Here is a 16,579-nt window from a genome sequence, read left to right on the forward strand (position 1 = left end):
CGGCCGCTCCGCGCCCTCCCTGACTTTCCGGCAGTCCTGCCGGAAAGGGCGTCAGCCTGCGCGAAGCGCCAGGCCGCGTCGGGTCGAGAAGGCGAAGCCTTCTGACCGCGGCCCAAAAACATGGTCTTTGAAAATCAGGAAAAGGCCATGAAGATCAGCGCCACGACGGTGACGTCGACGGTGCGGGCGAGGATGGTCAGCATGGCGGCGGTCCCGAACGAGGCTTGAGAACCTGTCGTTCAGCAAGGACCGTGCCGCGGTTTCAGACGTCGGTGTTCTTTGCCTTGCCCGGCTGCGGACGACGCTCGGCGGCCCCCGAGTGCTCGGTTCCCAGATAGGCCGAGCGGGCCGCGTCCAGCACCGGCGGGCCGCCCTTCAGGCCGCGGCGCTGACCGGTCTGCCCGATCATCTGGGCGGCGAAGACGGCGGCGCCGGGATCGGCGGGCGGGGTCGGGGCAGGTCTTGCCGGGGGCTCGGCAGGCTCGACCGGGAAGTCGACGGGGACGAGGGCCCGCGAGGCCGAACTGCCGCGGCGTTCGGCGGCCCGCCGATCGTCCGCGCGACGGTCCTCGCGGCGCTGGACCGGCCCGACGGGGCGCACCTCGTCGGTCATGTCAGCCGCCCTTCGACAGCTTGTCGAGCTGGTTGCGCATCTCGTCCATCTGGCGACGCATTTCGGCCAGGGGATCGGCGGCGGAGGGGGCCTTGGGCTCGGCCGCCGCGCCGGCCGCGGGGCCGCCGGGCGTCAGGGCGTTGAAGCCGGGCCACATCTTCATCGCGTCGGTGAACAGCGCCATGTTGCGCTTGACCGCCTCGTCGAGGATGCCCGCGCCGGGCGCGGCGCCGAAGGCCTTGGAGAACTGGCCGCGCATTTGCTCCTGCTGGCGGCTGAAGCTGTCCAGCGACATCTCCAGATAGCTGGGCAGCACGCCCTGCATCTGCCCGCCGTAGAAGCCGATCAGCTGGCGCAGGAACTGGACCGGCAGCAGGGCCTCGCCGCGGCTCTCTTCCTCGAAGATGATCTGGGTCAGGATCTGGCGGGTCAGGTCGTCATTGGTCTTGGCGTCGAAGACCACGAAATCGGTGCCCTCGCGGACCATTTTCGCCAGGTCCTCGAGCGTCACATAGGCGCTGGTGGCGGTGTTGTAGAGCCGCCGGTTGGCGTATTTCTTGATAACGACGGTGTCGCCCGCTCCGGCCTTCTTGTCCGCCACGCCAAACCCCCGACCTGTTGCACTGCCGCACTATCCCGCAGTGCGATGCCGCATGCAAATCAGCCCGTGGCGGCCGGGGCCAGGACCACGCCGACCAGCACGGCGGCCCAGTGGACGGTGGCGCCGGTGACGACGAAGCCGTGCCAGATGGCGCGACGGAACTTCACATGCGGGCTGATGAACACGAAGACGCCCGCGGTGTAGATCAGGCCGCCGAGCACCAGCAGGCCGAGGGCGACCGGGTGGACGGTGTCGATCATCGGCTTGAGCGCCAGCACGGCCAGCCAGCCGAAGCCGATATAGACCGCGCTCCAGAAGGCGTCGGAGATGCGCGGGGCGACCAGTTTGACGGCCACGCCGGCGAGGGCGACGGACCAGACCAGCAGGGTGAAGCCGATCGCCCAGGCCCCCTCGAACCGCTGGGTGGTGAAGGGGGTGTAGCTGCCGGCGATCATCAGGAAGATCGCCGCCTCGTCCATGCGGCGCAGGATCGGGCGGGCGGCGCAGGGGCGGGTCTGGTTGTAGACGGTCGAGACGGCCAGCATGGCGATCAGGCACAGGGCGTAGGTGGCCGTAGCCATGACCGCGCCGACCCCGGCGTAGATGGCGGCCAGCACCGCCAGGACGATGCCGCCCACGGCGGCCAGGGTCAGGCCGACCACATGCACGATCAGGTCGGCGGTCTTCTCCGCCGGCGTCCGGTAATGCTCGGCCATGTCCAGCTCATCGGGGACGCAGACCTGCACGAAGACGTTCTTCAATCTCTTGAGCATGGCCCCATCAAGCCTTTCTCGCTCTTGTTTGTTCCCGCCATCATGCGGGCGGCGGGTGACCATTCGCTGAACGGGGCGGTCAGGCGTGACGAAGGCGGCGGGATGCGGCAGAAACGCCACGACTCGTTTCGCGGGGCCTAACGCCCGGTGAGGGCGTAGAGGTTTCGTTTTCCATGGCCCGGACGCTTCCCCGTCCCGGCCGGTACCAGGGGTCACACCATGTCCATCGAGGTCGTCATCGTCTCCGCCGCGCGCACGCCGGTCGGATCCTTCCTCGGCGGTCTGTCGAGCCTGCCGGCGTCCAAGCTGGGCGAGGTCGCCATCCGGGCGGCGCTGGAGCGGGCCGGGGTCAAGCCGGAAGAGGTCGACGAGGTCATCCTCGGCCATGTGCTGCAGGCGGCGGCGGGGCAGGGGCCGGCGCGGCAGGCGGCGATGGGGGCGGGGATCCCGAAGGAGGCGGCGGCCTGGAGCCTGAACCAGATCTGCGGCTCGGGCCTGCGGGCGGTGGCCATCGCGGCCCAGCAGATCGCCCTGGGCGACGCCCGCATCGTGGTGGCCGGCGGGCAGGAGAGCATGAGCCAGGCGCCGCACGCCCAGGCCCTGCGCACCGGCCAGAAGATGGGCGACATCAAGCTGGTCGACACCATGATCAGCGACGGCCTGTGGGACGCCTTCAACGGCTACCACATGGGCCAGACGGCCGAGAACGTGGCGGACAAATTCGGCATCAGCCGGGGCGACCAGGACGCCTTCGCCGTGGCCAGCCAGAACAAGGCCGAGGCGGCGCAGACCGCGGGGCGGTTCGACGACGAGATCGCGCCGGTCACCATCAAGGGCCGCAAGGGGGATGTCGTCGTCGACAAGGACGAGTTCATCCGTCACGGGGCCACGCTGGAGGCCATGCAGGGGCTGAAGCCCGCCTTCACGAAAGAGGGCTCGGTCACGGCGGCCAACGCTTCTGGCCTCAATGACGGGGCGGCGGCCCTGGTGCTGATGAGCGCGGCGGATGCGAAGGCCCGGGGGCTGGAGCCGCTGGCGCGGATCGTGTCGGCGGCCACGGCAGGGGTCGATCCGGCGGTGATGGGGACCGGGCCGATCCCGGCGTCGCGGAAGGCGCTGGAGAAGGCCGGCTGGACCGTCGCCGACCTCGATCTGGTCGAGTCCAACGAGGCCTTCGCGGCCCAGAGCCTGTGCGTGCTGCGCGAGCTGGGGCTCGATCCGGACAAGGTCAATGTCAACGGCGGCGCCATCGCCATCGGCCATCCGATCGGCGCCTCGGGCGCCCGCATCCTGACGACGCTGCTGCATGAGATGAAGCGGCGCGGGGCGAAGAAGGGGCTGGCGACGCTGTGCATCGGCGGGGGCATGGGCGTGGCGATGTGCGTCGAGCGCGACTGAGGTCCTTCGCCTTTCCCCGTTCTATCCGGCCCAGGTTCAGGGGCCGGTTGGTTCATCACAAAGGCCACGAAGGGCCACGAAGGACACGAAGGGAGCGGGTCTGTTTCGGCCTCTCGCGGGCCCTTGCCCGCCTTCGATTTGATGCGTCTCCCTGGCGGGAGCCGCGGGGTCACCGGCCCCTTGGTGTCCTTCGTGGCCCTTCGTGGCCTTGGTGATGAACCAGCGGTCTTGAGGCGAGGCGCCGCGGGGCGCCTATATGAGACGCCCCAAGGAGACGCCCCATGCCCCGCACCCTGCACATCGACTTCGTCTCCGACATCGTCTGCCCCTGGTGCGTCGTCGGGCTGGGCGGGCTGGAGGCGGCGCTGGAGACGCTGAAGGCCGAGGGGATCACGGCGGAGGTGCATTTCCAGCCGTTCGAGCTGAACCCGCAGATGCCGCCCGAGGGCGAGAACATCGTCGAACACATCGGCCGCAAATACGGCTCGACCCCCGAACAGTCGGCGGCCAACCGGGCCATGATCACCGAACGGGCGGCCGAGGCCTGGCCGGGCTTCGCCATGCGGATGGGGCCGGACAGCCGGATCTGGAACACCTTCGACGCCCACCGGCTGCTGCACTGGGCGGGGACGGTCGGGGCGGCGGAACAGAGGGCGCTGAAGGCGGCGCTGTTCACGGCCCATTTCACCGAGGGCCGGACGATGACGGACGCCGATGTGCTGGCCGACGCGGCGGCGGCGGCGGGGCTGGATCGGAACAAGGCGGTCGAGGTGCTGGCCGACGACCTCCATGCCGCCGAGGTGCGGGCGGCGGAGGCGCTGTGGGTCTCGCGTGGGATCAACGGGGTGCCGGCGGTGGTGGTGGAGGGGAAGTGGCTGATCTCGGGCGGGCAGCCGGCGGGGGTGTTTGAAGAGGCCCTCAGACAGATGGCCGCCGGGGGCTGAGCCGGCCCTCACGCGCCGGGTCCGGAAACACCGTTCACACCGTTCACATCGTGCGCTTCCTTGCGGACGCATTCCATGGCCTCCTCCGCAGCGACCAGCCGGTCGATCTCCCGGGCCTCGGCCGCGAGGAAGGCGAACACCCGGCGCCAGCGCAGGGCCTCGACGGCGTCGCCGCGCAGGACGGCCCGCATCATCCGCCGGTCGGCGATCCATTCGAGCTCGTGCATCTCGATCTGGTCAAGGTCGCCGGCGACCCTTTCCTCCAGCAGCACGCCCTCGTCCCACGGGTCCAGCCGGACCGGCGGCGTCCACGGCTGGTCGGCGCGCCGCCAGCCCTCGCTCGCCGCCCGCTTGCGCAGCGCGGTCAGCCCGACCCCGTGCCGCCGGCAGCATTCGGGGGCGGAGATCCCGGCCAGATAATCCTCGCGGACCTGGGCCCAGACCTCGTCGGGCGCGGGGCGATGGCCGTTGGCGGGGCTGGCGGGGGCGCCGTCGGGCATGGGGTCCTCCCTTGGGGTTCGGGGGGAGTATGGAACGGCGGTACGTCAGATTTGGACGCGGGGGCTCTGATCCCTCTCCCGGCGGGAGAGGGCTTGAGCGCACGAGCGCGAAGCGATCGTTCTTGCGCGAAAGGGTGAGGGGCTAAGGTCGGCCGTCGGCGTAAGCCGTGTCCCCGACCGTGCGACGGCTTACGCCGACTGGATCAGCCGACCCACATCCGCCCCTGCGGGGCACCTTCTCCCAATGGGAGAAGGGACCGTGAGTGGGTCTCGCGCGGGATCAACGGCGTGCCCGCCGTGGTGGTGGAGGGGAAGTGGCTGATCTCGGGCGGGCAGCCGGCGGGGGTGTTCGAGGAGGCGTTGCGGGGGATGGCGGGGGAGGTGACCGATCCGGGCTTGCCTGCGCACGGATCGCGTCCATAATGCGGGTATGACGCTGAACACGCGCAAATCGGTCGATACGGGGCGCAGGCTTCTGAAGACCTATGGCTCGTGGGAAAAAGTCCGTGAGGCCAGCCAGCCCGGCAAGCACGGCGTCCTTCTGGTCAAGCCCCGTGATCTTGGCCGGTTGCATGAGAAGGCCGCGGCGCTGAAGGCCAAGTGACGCCGAGTTTCGGCTTCGTTGTTTCGATCCTGCTTCTCGCGCCCGGATTCGCGGCCTTCGCCGGCTATTATTTCGGTGCGCTGAGAGGGCCGGTCCGGCAGGCTCCCGCACCGCCCAACTCCTTCCTCGCGCTGGCGGCGATTACCTTCGGTGCCTTGATCGCCCATGCGGTCGCCGCGATCTTGCTGGCGGGCAATGCGGCGTGGTGTTCTGTCGGTCCGTGCGCTTCGGTGCCTTGGGAGCCGAACCTGTATTTGGAACTGCTGCGCTTCCGCAGCCCGTCGAGCGTGCCGGGGCAGGGCACGGCCGCAGCCCTGCTGGTCTCGCTGGCCGTCGTCACCGTGTTGGGGTTCGGCATCGGCTGGCTGGCGGCGTGGCGAGCGCAAAAGTCGCTTAGGCTACGGTCTCTGATCTATGGCTGGACGGCGGACCTGGCCTTCTCGGACGCCCTCGTGGTCAGCGCTTTCGTCGTCTCGGACCTGGGCACCGACGGCAGCTATCTGGGTTATGAGGGCATCGTCCAGGACCTGAAGATCGGCACGGACGGGGAGATCAAGACGATCTCCCTGTCGGACTGCGACCGGTTCGTGCTGACGGTGAAGCCCGACGGGCTGGAGCGGGTGGCGGTCAGCCGGTCGATGATCCCCTTTGTGATGCTGGAGGCGGCCAACATCAAGAACATCGCCCTGAACCCCTATTTCGATGTCGAGGCGCTGCTGGCGGGGGACGAAGACCTATCGCCCGAGGAAGAGGCTGCGCTGCTGGAGGCGGAGACGGCCTTCCCCGACGAGACGAAGGTCTGACCGGACGGCGCCTCCTCGGGCGGGCAGCCAGCGGGGGTGTTTGAGGAGGCGTTGCGGGGCATGGCCAGCGAATAGCCCCCTCGAAGGGAAAGGAGGTGTGCGCACGGGATCACCGGCGGGTCGACCAAGGTGGGCATGGTCGTAGAGCTTACTCTACGACCTCAAATAGGATTAGCCTGTCGGAGATGCGTTTGGCCGACTCCGCAATGGTCTCTCGTCGGCTGGTGAACCACTCGAGATCGTCAGGGTCGACTGGCGGCCCTTCCCCGAGCATCTCGTCCTGCAGTTCTCCATAATGCACTCCTAGCCCCCACCGAAGGGCGCTGAATGCGCGCTGAAGTATCAGAACGTCTTTTGCGATCGTGTAGTCACCGAGGCTCATCACAGAGACCTCTTCCAACTCTGTTTCGATACGAGTCCAAAAATCTGGTTCCCATTTCTCCTCAAGCCAGCCGAAATTCGCCTGAGCGGCCAAAGCGAGCTCCGCCGCAACATCAACGAGGGCACGTAGTGGGGCAACGCGTTCAAACCTCGCGGCTCGAAGGCTCCGTCGATTGAGTTGGTCGCTTCGATTATGCTGCCAACCGGCTAGGCCCACAGCTACAAGTATCGCGGCGATGGAGCCGATCGCCTGCACCCATGCTGGCGCGTCCGCTGCTGCGCCTCCCGGAATGCCACTCAACATAGCCAGAGCGAACAACCAAGCCATACACAGGCCCGCCATCACCCAATCCCAAGCTTTCATGGGATGATCCGGCCACTTGAATTGAAGCTGCCTTCAGCGTGTAGGCTATCCCTCATCGTGCTTGCCTTCCTCCAGTCGCCTTGTTCGCGCCGCACGTCTGAGGAAAATTTCAAGATACTCCGCTAGCTCTGCGTAACCGTCCGACGTGAGCTCGTTCGGAAAATTGAGGTAGACTGGGCCTTCTACGAGCGGAAAAACCGCCTGCTGCATGCCCGGGCCAGGCAGATGTTGCATTTGAGAAGCCGAGATCGGTCCCACACCCGGTGTAGCTGCAGCTGTTTGAGCGATACTCTGCCGAGGTGCGCTGGTCGGCGTTGAGGGGTAAGCGTCCTCCGGATCATCATCTGCCGAGTCAACGAAGTCATCGGCCGCCCTAAAGGCGCTGGCCTCTCGTTCGGCGAAAGAGAAAGTCTCTTTGAATGACCGAATGAAGGCGTTTGCACCAGCAGAGGTAAACGCGTGGTCTCGCACCAATTTCGCACGGATCGCTGAGTCGGCAGGCATTTTTCCTCCGAACGACTCAAGGACTTCGGCAAACATTTCTGGTTTTGTTGCGGCTTGTGCGATCCCGTCTGCGCGTTCACGTGCGTCCGCTGGCTCAAGGATCTGCAGTGCCAACTCGGTGAGTTTGATATGGGGGTCTCGACCTTCCAGCAGGCCGTACCTTTTCAGCGCCGACAGCGCCGCCAAGGCACTGCCAGACTTGGGAGCGTAGCCCATAATCTGTTGGGCTTCGCTATTACCAACCGAAGCTCGGTGGATTCCTTTGTAGAGCTTAGCTGCCAAATCCAAGGCTTTCCCCAAGCTCATTTGGGGGTAGCTTGGGCTTCTCGTTTCATTCGACATAGCGAGTTTCCTCAGACTTCCGCACACGATATCGGAAAGTATGCGGAAAAGATAGCGGTCAATCTAAGCTAAGGTATGCTCTTTCGGTAACGCCCGGGTCCGCGAGGAGCAGCGGAGGCGGGCCGCAAATAAGATACTGTTTTTAATACGAAAAACGAGATCATCGCGCGGCATGATCTGCTCGACCGCATCCGCCGCATAGTGTTGGCGCAGAAAGGCGCGCAAAAGCGCATAATGCGCTTGCGGGCCGAGCGATTCGGGAATATTGGAGAAATACGGGGGCTGGCTGGCTCACGCCGCCAAAGATCGGGTCCAACCGATCCTAGGTCGCCAGCCCACGTTGGGTGCAGTCGAGCCGGGGTCCACACCCGGCTCGAACCAATTCTAGACGGCCGCGCGGACAATGCCAAGGCTTGGCCGAGCAGGCTCAGCTTGGCATCCAGCGCGTTTTGGCGCTTGAGCTATCAGTGGCACCCTCGGCTCACACCTTAACTTCGATGGCCCCACCCCCGGCCCTGAACTTCGCGCTCATCTCCGCCATCCCGGCCTCCGCCTCGGCCAGCGAACCGCCCGCGTCGTTCTGCGCCGCCGCATCCCGGCGGATGTCCTGGCTGATCTTCATCGAGCAGAATTTCGGGCCGCACATGCTGCAGAAATGGGCGGTCTTGTGGGCCTCCTTCGGCAGGGTGGCGTCGTGGTATTTGCGGGCCGTTTCGGGGTCGAGGCCGAGGTTGAACTGGTCTTCCCAGCGGAACTCGAACCGGGCGCGGGACAGCGCGTCGTCGTGCAGGCGGGCGGCCGGGTGGCCCTTGGCCAGGTCGGCGGCGTGGGCGGCGATCTTGTAGGTGATGACGCCGTCCTTGACGTCCTGACGGTCGGGCAGGCCGAGGTGCTCCTTGGGCGTGACGTAGCAGAGCATGGCCGTGCCGAACCAGCCGATCATGGCCGCGCCGATGGCGCTGGTGATGTGGTCATAGCCGGGGGCGATGTCGGTGGTCAGGGGCCCGAGCGTATAGAAGGGCGCCTCGTGGCAGTGTTTCAGCTGCTCATCCATGTTGGCCTTGATCTTGTGCATCGGCACGTGGCCGGGGCCCTCGATCATGACCTGGCAGCCCTTGGCCCAGGCGATCTTGGTCAGCTCGCCGAGGGTGCGCAGCTCGGCGAACTGGGCCTCGTCATTGGCGTCGGCGATGGAGCCGGGGCGCAGGCCGTCGCCGAGGCTGAACGACACATCATAGGCCCGCATGATGTCGCAGATGTCCTCGAAATGCTCGTAGAGGAAGCTCTCGCGGTGATGCGACAGGCACCATTTGGCCATGATGGAGCCGCCGCGTGAGACGATGCCGGTGACGCGTTTGGCGGTCATCGGCACGAAGGGCAGGCGGACGCCGGCGTGGATGGTGAAATAGTCGACGCCCTGTTCGGCCTGTTCGATCAGGGTGTCGCGGAACACCTCCCAGGTCAGGTCCTCGGCGACGCCGTTGACCTTCTCCAGCGCCTGGTAGATCGGCACGGTGCCGATGGGGACGCTGGAGTTGCGGATGATCCAGTCGCGGATGTTGTGGATGTTGCGGCCGGTCGACAGGTCCATGACGTTGTCGGCGCCCCAGCGGGTGGCCCAGACCAGTTTGTCGACCTCGTCGTCCACGCTGGAGAGGACGGCGCTGTTGCCGATGTTGGCGTTGATCTTCACCAGGAAGTTGCGGCCGATGATCATCGGCTCGACCTCGGGGTGGTTGATGTTGTGCGGGATGATGGCCCGGCCGCGGGCGATCTCGGAGCGGACGAACTCGGGGGTGACGTAGTCGGGGATGGAGGCGCCGAAATCCTCGCCGTCGCGGATGCACGGGGCGTTCTGCTCGCGGCGCAGGTTTTCGCGGATGGCGACGTATTCCATCTCGGGCGTGATGACGCCCGCCTTCGCATATTCGTACTGGGTGACGGGGCGGCCCTCGACGCCCTTGAAGACCCTGTGGTTCGAGACATCGAAGCGGGGGGCGAGGTTCTTGCCGCTGGCGTGGCCGTTGTCTTCCGGCTTGACCTCGCGCGGGTCGAGCACGGGGGCGATGTCGCCGCGGTCGAGCTGCCAGCTGGACTTGACCAGCGGCAGGCCGCGCTTGATGTCGATGGTGACGGTCGGGTCGGTGTAGGGGCCCGAGGAGTCATAGATGGTCACCGGCGGCTCATTGGCGCTGGGGTGGACGGCGACCTCGCGGAAGGGGACGCGGATGTCGGGGTAGAGCTCGCCGGCGACATAGACCTTGCGGCTGCCGGCGCGTTCGCCGGTCGGGATGGTCCCCGTCTCGCGCATCACCTGATCGCGGGCGTCTTTCAGAGCCAGGTCGACATTGGGCTCTTCGGGGAGGGTCGGCGGGGTGACGGCGATGTTCATGGCGGCCTCGGTGTTGAGGGCGCCGACGTCGGGCGAGGGTCGTGGGCCCCGCATGCCGGGGCGTCAGACCGCGCGTTACTCATCCCTTCGCCGGCATGACCCGGATCAGGTTCGACGGGTCAGAGGAACACCTCAATCTCAGCCGCTTGGATGCGACCCCCCGGAGAACGTGCGGAACCTGCGCCCGCCGACCGCAAGGGTCAAGCAGGCGCAGGCCGTTTCGAGATCCGCCTAGAAGCGGAAGGAGACCGCAGCCCGGTAGGACTGGCTCTCGACGTTGTCGCGACCGACGGTGGATTCGGCGCCGACCGTGAGGCGCCAGGTGTCGCGGATGGCCTCGATGCCGACGCCGACCTCGAACCAGTCCTTGTCGTCGCTGGCCAGGGCGAAGATCGCGTCCGGACCGACGCCGCCGACGAAGTTGGCGCCGAAGGCCGTGGTGGCGTCGTTCAGGCTATGGACGTAGTTGGCCGTGGCCCAGGGCCGGAAGGTCGGCGAGACGCCGGCCACCGTGAAGCCCAGGCGGCTTTCGAGCGAGGTGGTGTCGTCGCGCTGGTACTGCAGCGCGGGACCGGCGCCCGACTCCTTGGTGGTGCCGTAGTTCATCTTGCTGACACGCAGGGAGCCGCCCGGCGTGAAGTTGAACTGCTCGCGCGCCATGCGGTAGCCGAAGCCGAACTCGCCCGCGACCACGCCCACCGCGTCCTCGGTGCGGAGGGTGAAGGTGTCCGGGCCAATCGTCACCAGACGCTGGGTCGCGGTGTCGAACTCACCGAAGCTGAGCTGGCCGTTCAGGGTCAGGCCGGCGTCGCTCTGGTAGTGGCCGTAGACCGTGGCCAGCCAGAGCTGGCCATCGGCGGACTGGGGCAGGACGGCGGTCGAGCCGGACAGGTCCGTGGTCGACAGCGCGATGCCGACGACCCGCTGACGGTCGATCGCGGCCTCGATGCCGGTGGCGATGAAGTAGCCGTCGAACTCATCCTCGCCGCCGCCGGGGGCCGTGGCCATCGGCGCGCCCTTGCCGTCCATATAACCGGCGGCGATGAAGCCGCGCATGTTGTCGGGCAGGGCGCCCGGGACGACCATGGTCTCGTTGTCGCCGACCGGGGAGATCGAGCCGCCGTCCAGGGAATCCATGGCGGCGGAGGCGTAGTCGACGGGCCGGCCGATGACCTGGAACGAGCCGTCAAGATCCCCGACTTCGACGAACAGCAGGCGGTCGCGATAGAAGCTGCCGATGCCGTCGAGGGCCGCGGTGCCCATCGCCGTCCGGAGTGTTTCCGCGCGCGGGGCCATGTTCTCGAGCGCCTGCTGGACCTGCTCGGCGGGCGAGAGGGCCAGCGGGGTGATCGCGCTGGAGCTGAGGGTGGCCGGGGCCGCCGACGGGGCGGACTGGCCGCCAGCGCCGAGGGCGTCGAGCGGGACGTAGAAGTCGGCGAACTGGTCGTACAGCACCCGGTTCTGGTCGAGCAGCTGGGCGAAGGCCTGCTGGATCGGCGAGTCCTCGGAGACCACGTCGGCGTAGTCGTTGGCCGCGATCTGAACGCTGACCGAGTTCAGGCCGTAGACGATTTCCGGCGTCAGGATGGCGCTGATCGGGGCCGAGTCGAAGCCGCCGGTCAGGCCGCCGTCGGCGGTCAGGAAGGTGTAGCTCTGGCCATAGGTCGGGGTGGAGGCGAAGCTGAAGGCGACGAGGCCGCCCAGATCCGCCTGACCGGTGACCGAGATCAGGTCGGAGGCCCCGTTGGAGCCCAGGTTGATCAGCAGGGTGCTGCCCGAGGCCAGGATGAGATTGCCGTCAAACGTCAGGGTGCCGATCTGGCTCGGCGTTCCCGGCGCGATGACCCCGGCCATGTTGGTGAAGAAGGGCGTGGTGATCGTGCCCGAGCCGCTGAGGCCGCCGGTCATCATGAAGAAGTCGCCCGACGTGCCCAGGTGGCCGTCGACGTTGAGCGTGCCGGTCAGCTGGGTGATGTCGATGTTGCTGAACAGCGAGCCGGCGCCGGTGATGTTCAGCCCGGCGCCCATGCCCGACATCGTCAGCCGGTCGACGGTGACGTCGCTGCTGAGCGTGGTCGTGCCGTTGGCCGACAGGGTGACGTCGAAATAGCGCGGCGCGATGTCGGCCAGCCGGTCGCCGTCGGTGTTGTTCGGAACGAAGCCGGTCGCGCCGGGCAGGCCGTTCGCCACGGTGGCGGGCGGCAGGGCGGCGGCGTTGACCTGGGCGGCGGGGCCGACCTGGGCGTTCTGGGCGACCCGGACCGCGTCACCGACCTCGAAGTCGGCGATCGAGCCGACGCCGGCGTTGTTCTGCAGGCTGCCGGCCGAAACCACGGCGGACGCATCGGAGGCGCCGTCCGTGCCGATCGGCCGGACTTCCGACGTCACTTCACCGGTGGACATGTCCTGACAGTCGGCGTTCCCGCCGTTGATGGGGCCTTCGAAACAGGCCTGGCCGAAGCTGCCGTCCGTGCCGGCCGGGCCTTCGCCCAGTTCCGTCGGGACGCCGTTCACCAGCTCGCCGTCCGGACCGATGATCTGATAGTTGGGGTCGAGATTGCTGACCCAGTGCGCGCCGTCTTCCCAGTTGCCATTGCCGGCCAGGGCCGCGACGTAGCGGTAGGGGTTGTTGGCCGCGATCCAGTCCCAGTAGAGATAGAGCGGCTGGTAGAAGGAGGCGGTGCCGTAACCGTTGGCGGGCGCGCCGCCAAAGAAGCGGGTGTAGCCGCCCGAAAGGACGCCGATCACGACCGGCTTATCGAATTCCTCGTCGAGGATCAGCGGGCCGCCGGAATCGCCGGAGGCGGTGATGCCCTCGTTGGGCTGGGGGTTGTCCCGCCAGGCGTTGAAGTCACGGATGTCGGCCTGGGCCGTGCCACGGCGGGGGTCGTCGAAATCGATCCAGTACAGGTTCTGCGGCAGGCCGCCCCCGCCGCCGAACAGGAAGTTTTCGAACTGATCGATCGAGGCCAGGGCGCCGAGCATGTTCTCGGCGAGGCGACGACGATAGTCGATGCCGCCGCTCGAACCGGTCGCGCCGGTGCCGTTGTTGCCGTAGCCGGCCAGATCGACATGGTACCCCGTGCCGTTGGCGGTGATTTCGGGCGCCGGGAGCGCCGAGAACAGCATCGCCCAGCTGGGGATGTCGCTGGCCACAGTATCCAGCGAGGCCATGGCGACGTCGCCGTACAGGAAGCTGGCGGCCTCAGGGTCGAGCGAGGCCGGGTGATAGGTGACGTAGTTGCTGTTGTAGAAATAGTTGTCCGTGTTGGTCTGGTGTTGACCCGCGCCGGGGAGATACCAGTCGATGATTCCGGGCAGGTTGGCGTTCGAGAAGCCGAAGCCGATCGGGGTGCCGCCCGTGCCCGACCCATAGGCGCTGCCCGCCCGGTCGTTCACGCAGTGGGCCGCGAAAATCACGGTGCGCGGGTTGATCAGGGTGGCGGTGCAGAGACCGATGAAGCCGTTCTGCTGGTCGATGATCATCTGTGCGACGCCGGTGACGTTCACCGGATCGCGGGCCGTGGTCGGCGTGCCGGGGTGGCCGATGACGATCTGCGGCGCACGGGTGACGTCGCGCATATCGACGAACTCGCCATGCGGCGCCAGTTCGGCCTGGCCGCCGTCAATGAAGCCGCCCTGCGCCGATTGCGCCTGCGCGGCGCCCGCCAAGGCTCCCACGCAAAGGCCGGCGGCGGAGGTGAGCAGCAGCTTCCTCAGCCCACGCTTCATCATCGGTTGTTCTGAAAATACACGCATCGGTACATCCCCGCTCGGTCAATTGTGGCGACTAGTGGGCACAATTTACGGCCAATGATCAAGGGTTTTAACAAATTACGCGGATGCACCCTCGGGAATGCTGCGCGTGTCATCCGGCAGCTACATTTGCCCGACCCGCGTTCGCTCAGCTCAATCCTGCGCCTGGTCCGGGAACGCGGCGAGCAGCGCGTCGAGCGCGCCCTCGATACGGGTCCAGCCCGCCTCGTCCAGTGAGACGCCGCCGACGCCCGGCCGGGACCCGCCGGACAGGGCGAGGTGCTGGACCGCGGCCAGAAGGACGGCGTTTATGGCCACCGCATCGCCGGAGGGCGGGACACGCAGCCGCGGCCGGCGCTCGCGCATCCAGGCCTGGAGCACGGCCGAGCGCTCGGACTCGATGCGGTTGAGCAGGGGCGAGGCCTCGACAAGAGCCCAGGCCATGAGGCGCAGGGTCAGGGGGCTGGCCCTCAGCGCGCCCAGCCAGGCCGACAGGCTCTCGCGGGCGAAGGCGCGCAGGGACTCCGAGCCGGCAGGGGGCGTGGCATCGAGCGTACGCACCAGTTCGGCATGAGCGCGGGCGGCGATGCGGACCACCACGCCGTCGACGCCGTCGAAATAGCGATAGACCAGTTTCCGGTCGCAGCCGGCCTCCGCGGCCAAGGTCTGGACATTGAGACCGGGAAAGCCGTCGCGCAGCAGGATGCGTTCGCCGGCCTCGACGATCGAGGCCTCGGTGGCAGGGCGGCTGCGCAGGCGGACAGCGGGACTGGCGGGCGATTCGGCCATGGACGCAGCATCGGGCCGCGCCATGTGAGTCGGCAAGCGGAACGGCTGTCGGAGGGAAGGAAGGTGCGGCCCGGTCTGCGTCGGGGGGCGTGGCAGAGACCGGGCCGCAGTAGACTCTGTCGAGCGCGCATCGCCGCAAGGTCTGATCGATAAACCGGGTCAGGGGAATTCCGTTCCCGGCGGCGCCGGAAAATCCGGATCAACGCCAAACGGCGTTGTTCGAAACGGTGGAACTTTCTTTCGGAGACAATGATTTAAGTTCTCCCGCCTATGAGCCCCGCGCGCGTCGCCAGAACAGGGAGCGAAGCAGGATGAGTCTTCGTCTTGAACGGATTGTGTATGAAAGCGCCGCGACGGGGACGACGGAGTCGGTCCTGAATCTCGCGGTCATCCTCGCCGAGTCACAGCGCAACAATGACCGGGATGGCCTGACGGGCGCCCTGGTGGCCCACCGCGAACGGTACATTCAGGTTCTGGAGGGCCCGGGGCAGGCCCTGGATTCCCTGTTGCGACGGCTGGCGAAGGACCCCCGCCACCGCGACATCGTCATTCTGGACCGTGCACCCGTGTCGTCCCGCCTGTTCGGCCAATGGTCGATGGCGAGCGCCCGCATTGCGCCGACCCATGCGAAGGCGCTCGACGTCCTGATGGATCGCGACGGACTGACCGGTGACGACGTCATCCGGATCATGCTCGACTCGGTGGACTCCGCCGACCGTCATTAGACCGGGAACCCGGTCGGCAAACCGGCCGCGGGCGTCTAGAACGGCTCGCACATCGGAGCCCGCCCCATGCACCTCGCCCGCTTTCCCCGCATCCGCCTCGCCCATCTGCCGACACCGCTGGAGCCGCTGCCCCGGCTGAGCGAGGCGCTGGGGGTCGAGATCTGGATCAAGCGCGACGACTGCACGGGGCTGGCCGGCGGCGGCAACAAGACCCGCAAGCTGGAATTCCTGCTCGGCGACGCCTTCGAATGCGGGGCCGATACCTTGGTGACCCAGGGGGCGGTGCAGTCGAACCATGTGCGCCAGACGGCGGCGGCGGCGGCGGCGCACGGGCTGGCGTGCGAGGTCATTCTGGAGGAGCGGACCGGGTCGAAGGCGATCGACTACACCCGCAACGGCAACGTCCTGATGGACCGGCTGTTCGGCGCGGGCATCCGCACCGTGCCGGGCGGATCGGACATGCCGGCCGAGCTGGAGAAGACGGCGGCCGAGGTGCGGGCGCGGGGCGGCAAGCCCTACATCATCCCCGGCGGCGGCTCGAACCCGGTCGGAGCGCTCGGCTATGTCGACTGCGCCCGCGAGATCGTGGTCCAGGCCGATGAGCTGGATATGCAGATCGACCGGATCATCACCGCCACGGGCAGCGCCGGGACCCACGCGGGTCTGGTGGCGGGGCTGGCGGTGATGGGGGCGGACATTCCGGTGCTGGGCATCGGCGTGCGGGCGCCGAAGGAAAAGCAGGAAGAGAATGTGCTGAAGTTGGCCCGCGAGACGGCGACCCTGCTGGGGCGGCCCGGGGCGGTGACGGCGGAGATGGTGGTCGCCGACTGCGATTATGTCGGCGCGGGCTATGGGCTGGTGGACGACGCGGTGATCGAGGCGCTGAAACTGGCGGCGCGGACCGACGCCATCGTGCTGGACCCGGTCTATACCGGCAAGGCGATGAAGGGGCTGATCGCCCTGGCCAAGGCGGGGCGGTTCGAGAACGAGACGGTGGTGTTCCTGCACACCGGCGGGGCGCAGGGGCTGTTCGGCTATCAGGGCGAGATCGAGGGCTCCCTTTAGAGGGAGAAGGATCAGGGGGCGAATG

The 16,579-nt window shown here is 67.4% G+C and carries 15 protein-coding genes and 1 riboswitch; of the genes, 6 read left to right on the top strand and 9 right to left on the bottom strand.

Annotated elements, in window-relative coordinates; genetic code table 11:
• Window positions 1-262: 262 nt before the first annotated feature.
• Genes B2742_RS01065 through trhA form a run of 3 tightly spaced genes read right to left on the bottom strand, consistent with a single transcriptional unit; the run spans window position 263 to window position 1,987 of the window.
• Window positions 263-613 carry a hypothetical protein gene (locus B2742_RS01065; RefSeq protein ID WP_292061970.1) on the bottom strand — a complete coding sequence of 117 codons (351 nt, stop codon included), beginning with the start codon at window positions 611-613 and terminating at the stop codon, window positions 263-265.
• A gap of 1 nt (window position 614) precedes the next feature.
• On the bottom strand, window positions 615-1,214 hold the full coding sequence (gene phaR / locus B2742_RS01070) for a polyhydroxyalkanoate synthesis repressor PhaR (protein WP_292061973.1): 600 nt from the start codon (window positions 1,212-1,214) through the stop codon (window positions 615-617).
• A 59-nt stretch (window positions 1,215-1,273) separates the two neighbouring features.
• Window positions 1,274-1,987, bottom strand: coding sequence for a PAQR family membrane homeostasis protein TrhA (gene trhA / locus B2742_RS01075; RefSeq protein WP_292061975.1), 714 nt, complete (start codon window positions 1,985-1,987; stop codon window positions 1,274-1,276).
• Between the two features lie 219 nt (window positions 1,988-2,206).
• On the opposite strand from trhA, the gene B2742_RS01080 reads away from it, so the two are divergent.
• Window positions 2,207-3,385, top strand: a complete 1,179-nt coding sequence (locus B2742_RS01080; RefSeq protein ID WP_292061977.1) for an acetyl-CoA C-acetyltransferase — start codon at window positions 2,207-2,209, stop codon at window positions 3,383-3,385.
• Between the two features lie 281 nt (window positions 3,386-3,666).
• Entirely contained in the window at window positions 3,667-4,329 is a 663-nt protein-coding gene (locus B2742_RS01085; RefSeq protein ID WP_292061979.1) for a DsbA family oxidoreductase, read from the top strand.
• 8 nt (window positions 4,330-4,337) lie between these two features.
• Here B2742_RS01085 and B2742_RS01090 read toward each other — a convergent pair whose 3' ends face one another.
• The gene (locus B2742_RS01090; RefSeq protein WP_292061982.1) at window positions 4,338-4,829 is read right to left on the bottom strand and encodes a hypothetical protein; all 492 of its coding nucleotides are present in this window, start codon (window positions 4,827-4,829) and stop codon (window positions 4,338-4,340) included.
• 430 nt (window positions 4,830-5,259) lie between these two features.
• Here B2742_RS01090 and B2742_RS01095 point away from each other — a divergent pair, with 430 nt between their 5' ends.
• On the top strand, window positions 5,260-5,433 hold the full coding sequence (locus B2742_RS01095; protein WP_292061985.1) for a hypothetical protein: 174 nt from the start codon (window positions 5,260-5,262) through the stop codon (window positions 5,431-5,433).
• Window positions 5,430-6,236: a hypothetical protein gene (locus tag B2742_RS01100; protein WP_292061987.1), complete on the top strand. Its 807-nt coding sequence runs from the start codon at window positions 5,430-5,432 to the stop codon at window positions 6,234-6,236. The genes B2742_RS01095 and B2742_RS01100 overlap by 4 nt, the downstream gene beginning before the upstream one ends.
• 148 nt (window positions 6,237-6,384) lie before the next feature.
• Here the strand turns inward: B2742_RS01100 and B2742_RS01105 are convergent, their stop codons facing one another.
• From B2742_RS01105 to B2742_RS01125, 5 genes are all read right to left on the bottom strand, one after another.
• Window positions 6,385-6,981: a hypothetical protein gene (locus B2742_RS01105; protein WP_292061989.1), complete on the bottom strand. Its 597-nt coding sequence runs from the start codon at window positions 6,979-6,981 to the stop codon at window positions 6,385-6,387.
• Window positions 6,982-7,026: 45 nt separating this feature from the next.
• Window positions 7,027-7,827 carry a hypothetical protein gene (locus B2742_RS01110; RefSeq protein WP_292061992.1) on the bottom strand — a complete coding sequence of 267 codons (801 nt, stop codon included), beginning with the start codon at window positions 7,825-7,827 and terminating at the stop codon, window positions 7,027-7,029.
• Window positions 7,828-8,308: 481 nt separating this feature from the next.
• Complete coding sequence (gene thiC / locus B2742_RS01115) at window positions 8,309-10,138, bottom strand: phosphomethylpyrimidine synthase ThiC (protein WP_292062118.1); 1,830 nt, start codon at window positions 10,136-10,138, stop codon at window positions 8,309-8,311.
• Between the two features lie 145 nt (window positions 10,139-10,283).
• A riboswitch (TPP riboswitch) is annotated at window positions 10,284-10,392 on the bottom strand.
• Window positions 10,393-10,450: 58 nt separating this feature from the next.
• Entirely contained in the window at window positions 10,451-13,954 is a 3,504-nt protein-coding gene (locus B2742_RS01120) for an autotransporter domain-containing protein (RefSeq protein ID WP_292061994.1), read from the bottom strand.
• A 174-nt stretch (window positions 13,955-14,128) separates the two neighbouring features.
• Window positions 14,129-14,764: a TetR/AcrR family transcriptional regulator gene (locus B2742_RS01125; protein WP_292061997.1), complete on the bottom strand. Its 636-nt coding sequence runs from the start codon at window positions 14,762-14,764 to the stop codon at window positions 14,129-14,131.
• A 311-nt stretch (window positions 14,765-15,075) separates the two neighbouring features.
• Between B2742_RS01125 and B2742_RS01130 the strand changes: the two genes are divergently transcribed.
• Both B2742_RS01130 and B2742_RS01135 read left to right on the top strand, forming a co-directional pair.
• Entirely contained in the window at window positions 15,076-15,489 is a 414-nt protein-coding gene (locus tag B2742_RS01130) for a BLUF domain-containing protein (RefSeq protein WP_292061999.1), read from the top strand.
• 66 nt (window positions 15,490-15,555) lie between these two features.
• Window positions 15,556-16,554: a D-cysteine desulfhydrase gene (locus tag B2742_RS01135; RefSeq protein WP_292062002.1), complete on the top strand. Its 999-nt coding sequence runs from the start codon at window positions 15,556-15,558 to the stop codon at window positions 16,552-16,554.
• Window positions 16,555-16,579: the final 25 nt, after the last annotated feature.

Origin of the sequence: Brevundimonas sp. UBA7664 (assembly GCF_002483305.1) — a bacterium.
Lineage (GTDB): Bacteria > Pseudomonadota > Alphaproteobacteria > Caulobacterales > Caulobacteraceae > Brevundimonas.

Bases quoted from the DNA above. Each gene is read 5' to 3' on its own strand.
- B2742_RS01105 (WP_292061989.1), bottom strand. From the start codon at position 6,981: ATGAAAGCTTGGGATTGGGTGATGGCGGGCCTGTGTATGGCTTGGTTG.
- B2742_RS01125 (WP_292061997.1), bottom strand. From the start codon at position 14,764: ATGGCCGAATCGCCCGCCAGTCCCGCTGTCCGCCTGCGCAGCCGCCCT.
- thiC (WP_292062118.1), bottom strand. From the start codon at position 10,138: ATGCGCGAGACGGGGACCATCCCGACCGGCGAACGCGCCGGCAGCCGC.
- B2742_RS01065 (WP_292061970.1), bottom strand. From the start codon at position 613: ATGACCGACGAGGTGCGCCCCGTCGGGCCGGTCCAGCGCCGCGAGGAC.
- B2742_RS01135 (WP_292062002.1), top strand. From the start codon at position 15,556: ATGCACCTCGCCCGCTTTCCCCGCATCCGCCTCGCCCATCTGCCGACA.
- B2742_RS01120 (WP_292061994.1), bottom strand. From the start codon at position 13,954: ATGATGAAGCGTGGGCTGAGGAAGCTGCTGCTCACCTCCGCCGCCGGC.
- trhA (WP_292061975.1), bottom strand. From the start codon at position 1,987: ATGCTCAAGAGATTGAAGAACGTCTTCGTGCAGGTCTGCGTCCCCGAT.
- B2742_RS01085 (WP_292061979.1), top strand. From the start codon at position 3,667: ATGCCCCGCACCCTGCACATCGACTTCGTCTCCGACATCGTCTGCCCC.
- B2742_RS01110 (WP_292061992.1), bottom strand. From the start codon at position 7,827: ATGTCGAATGAAACGAGAAGCCCAAGCTACCCCCAAATGAGCTTGGGG.
- B2742_RS01080 (WP_292061977.1), top strand. From the start codon at position 2,207: ATGTCCATCGAGGTCGTCATCGTCTCCGCCGCGCGCACGCCGGTCGGA.
- B2742_RS01090 (WP_292061982.1), bottom strand. From the start codon at position 4,829: ATGCCCGACGGCGCCCCCGCCAGCCCCGCCAACGGCCATCGCCCCGCG.
- B2742_RS01130 (WP_292061999.1), top strand. From the start codon at position 15,076: ATGAGTCTTCGTCTTGAACGGATTGTGTATGAAAGCGCCGCGACGGGG.
- B2742_RS01095 (WP_292061985.1), top strand. From the start codon at position 5,260: ATGACGCTGAACACGCGCAAATCGGTCGATACGGGGCGCAGGCTTCTG.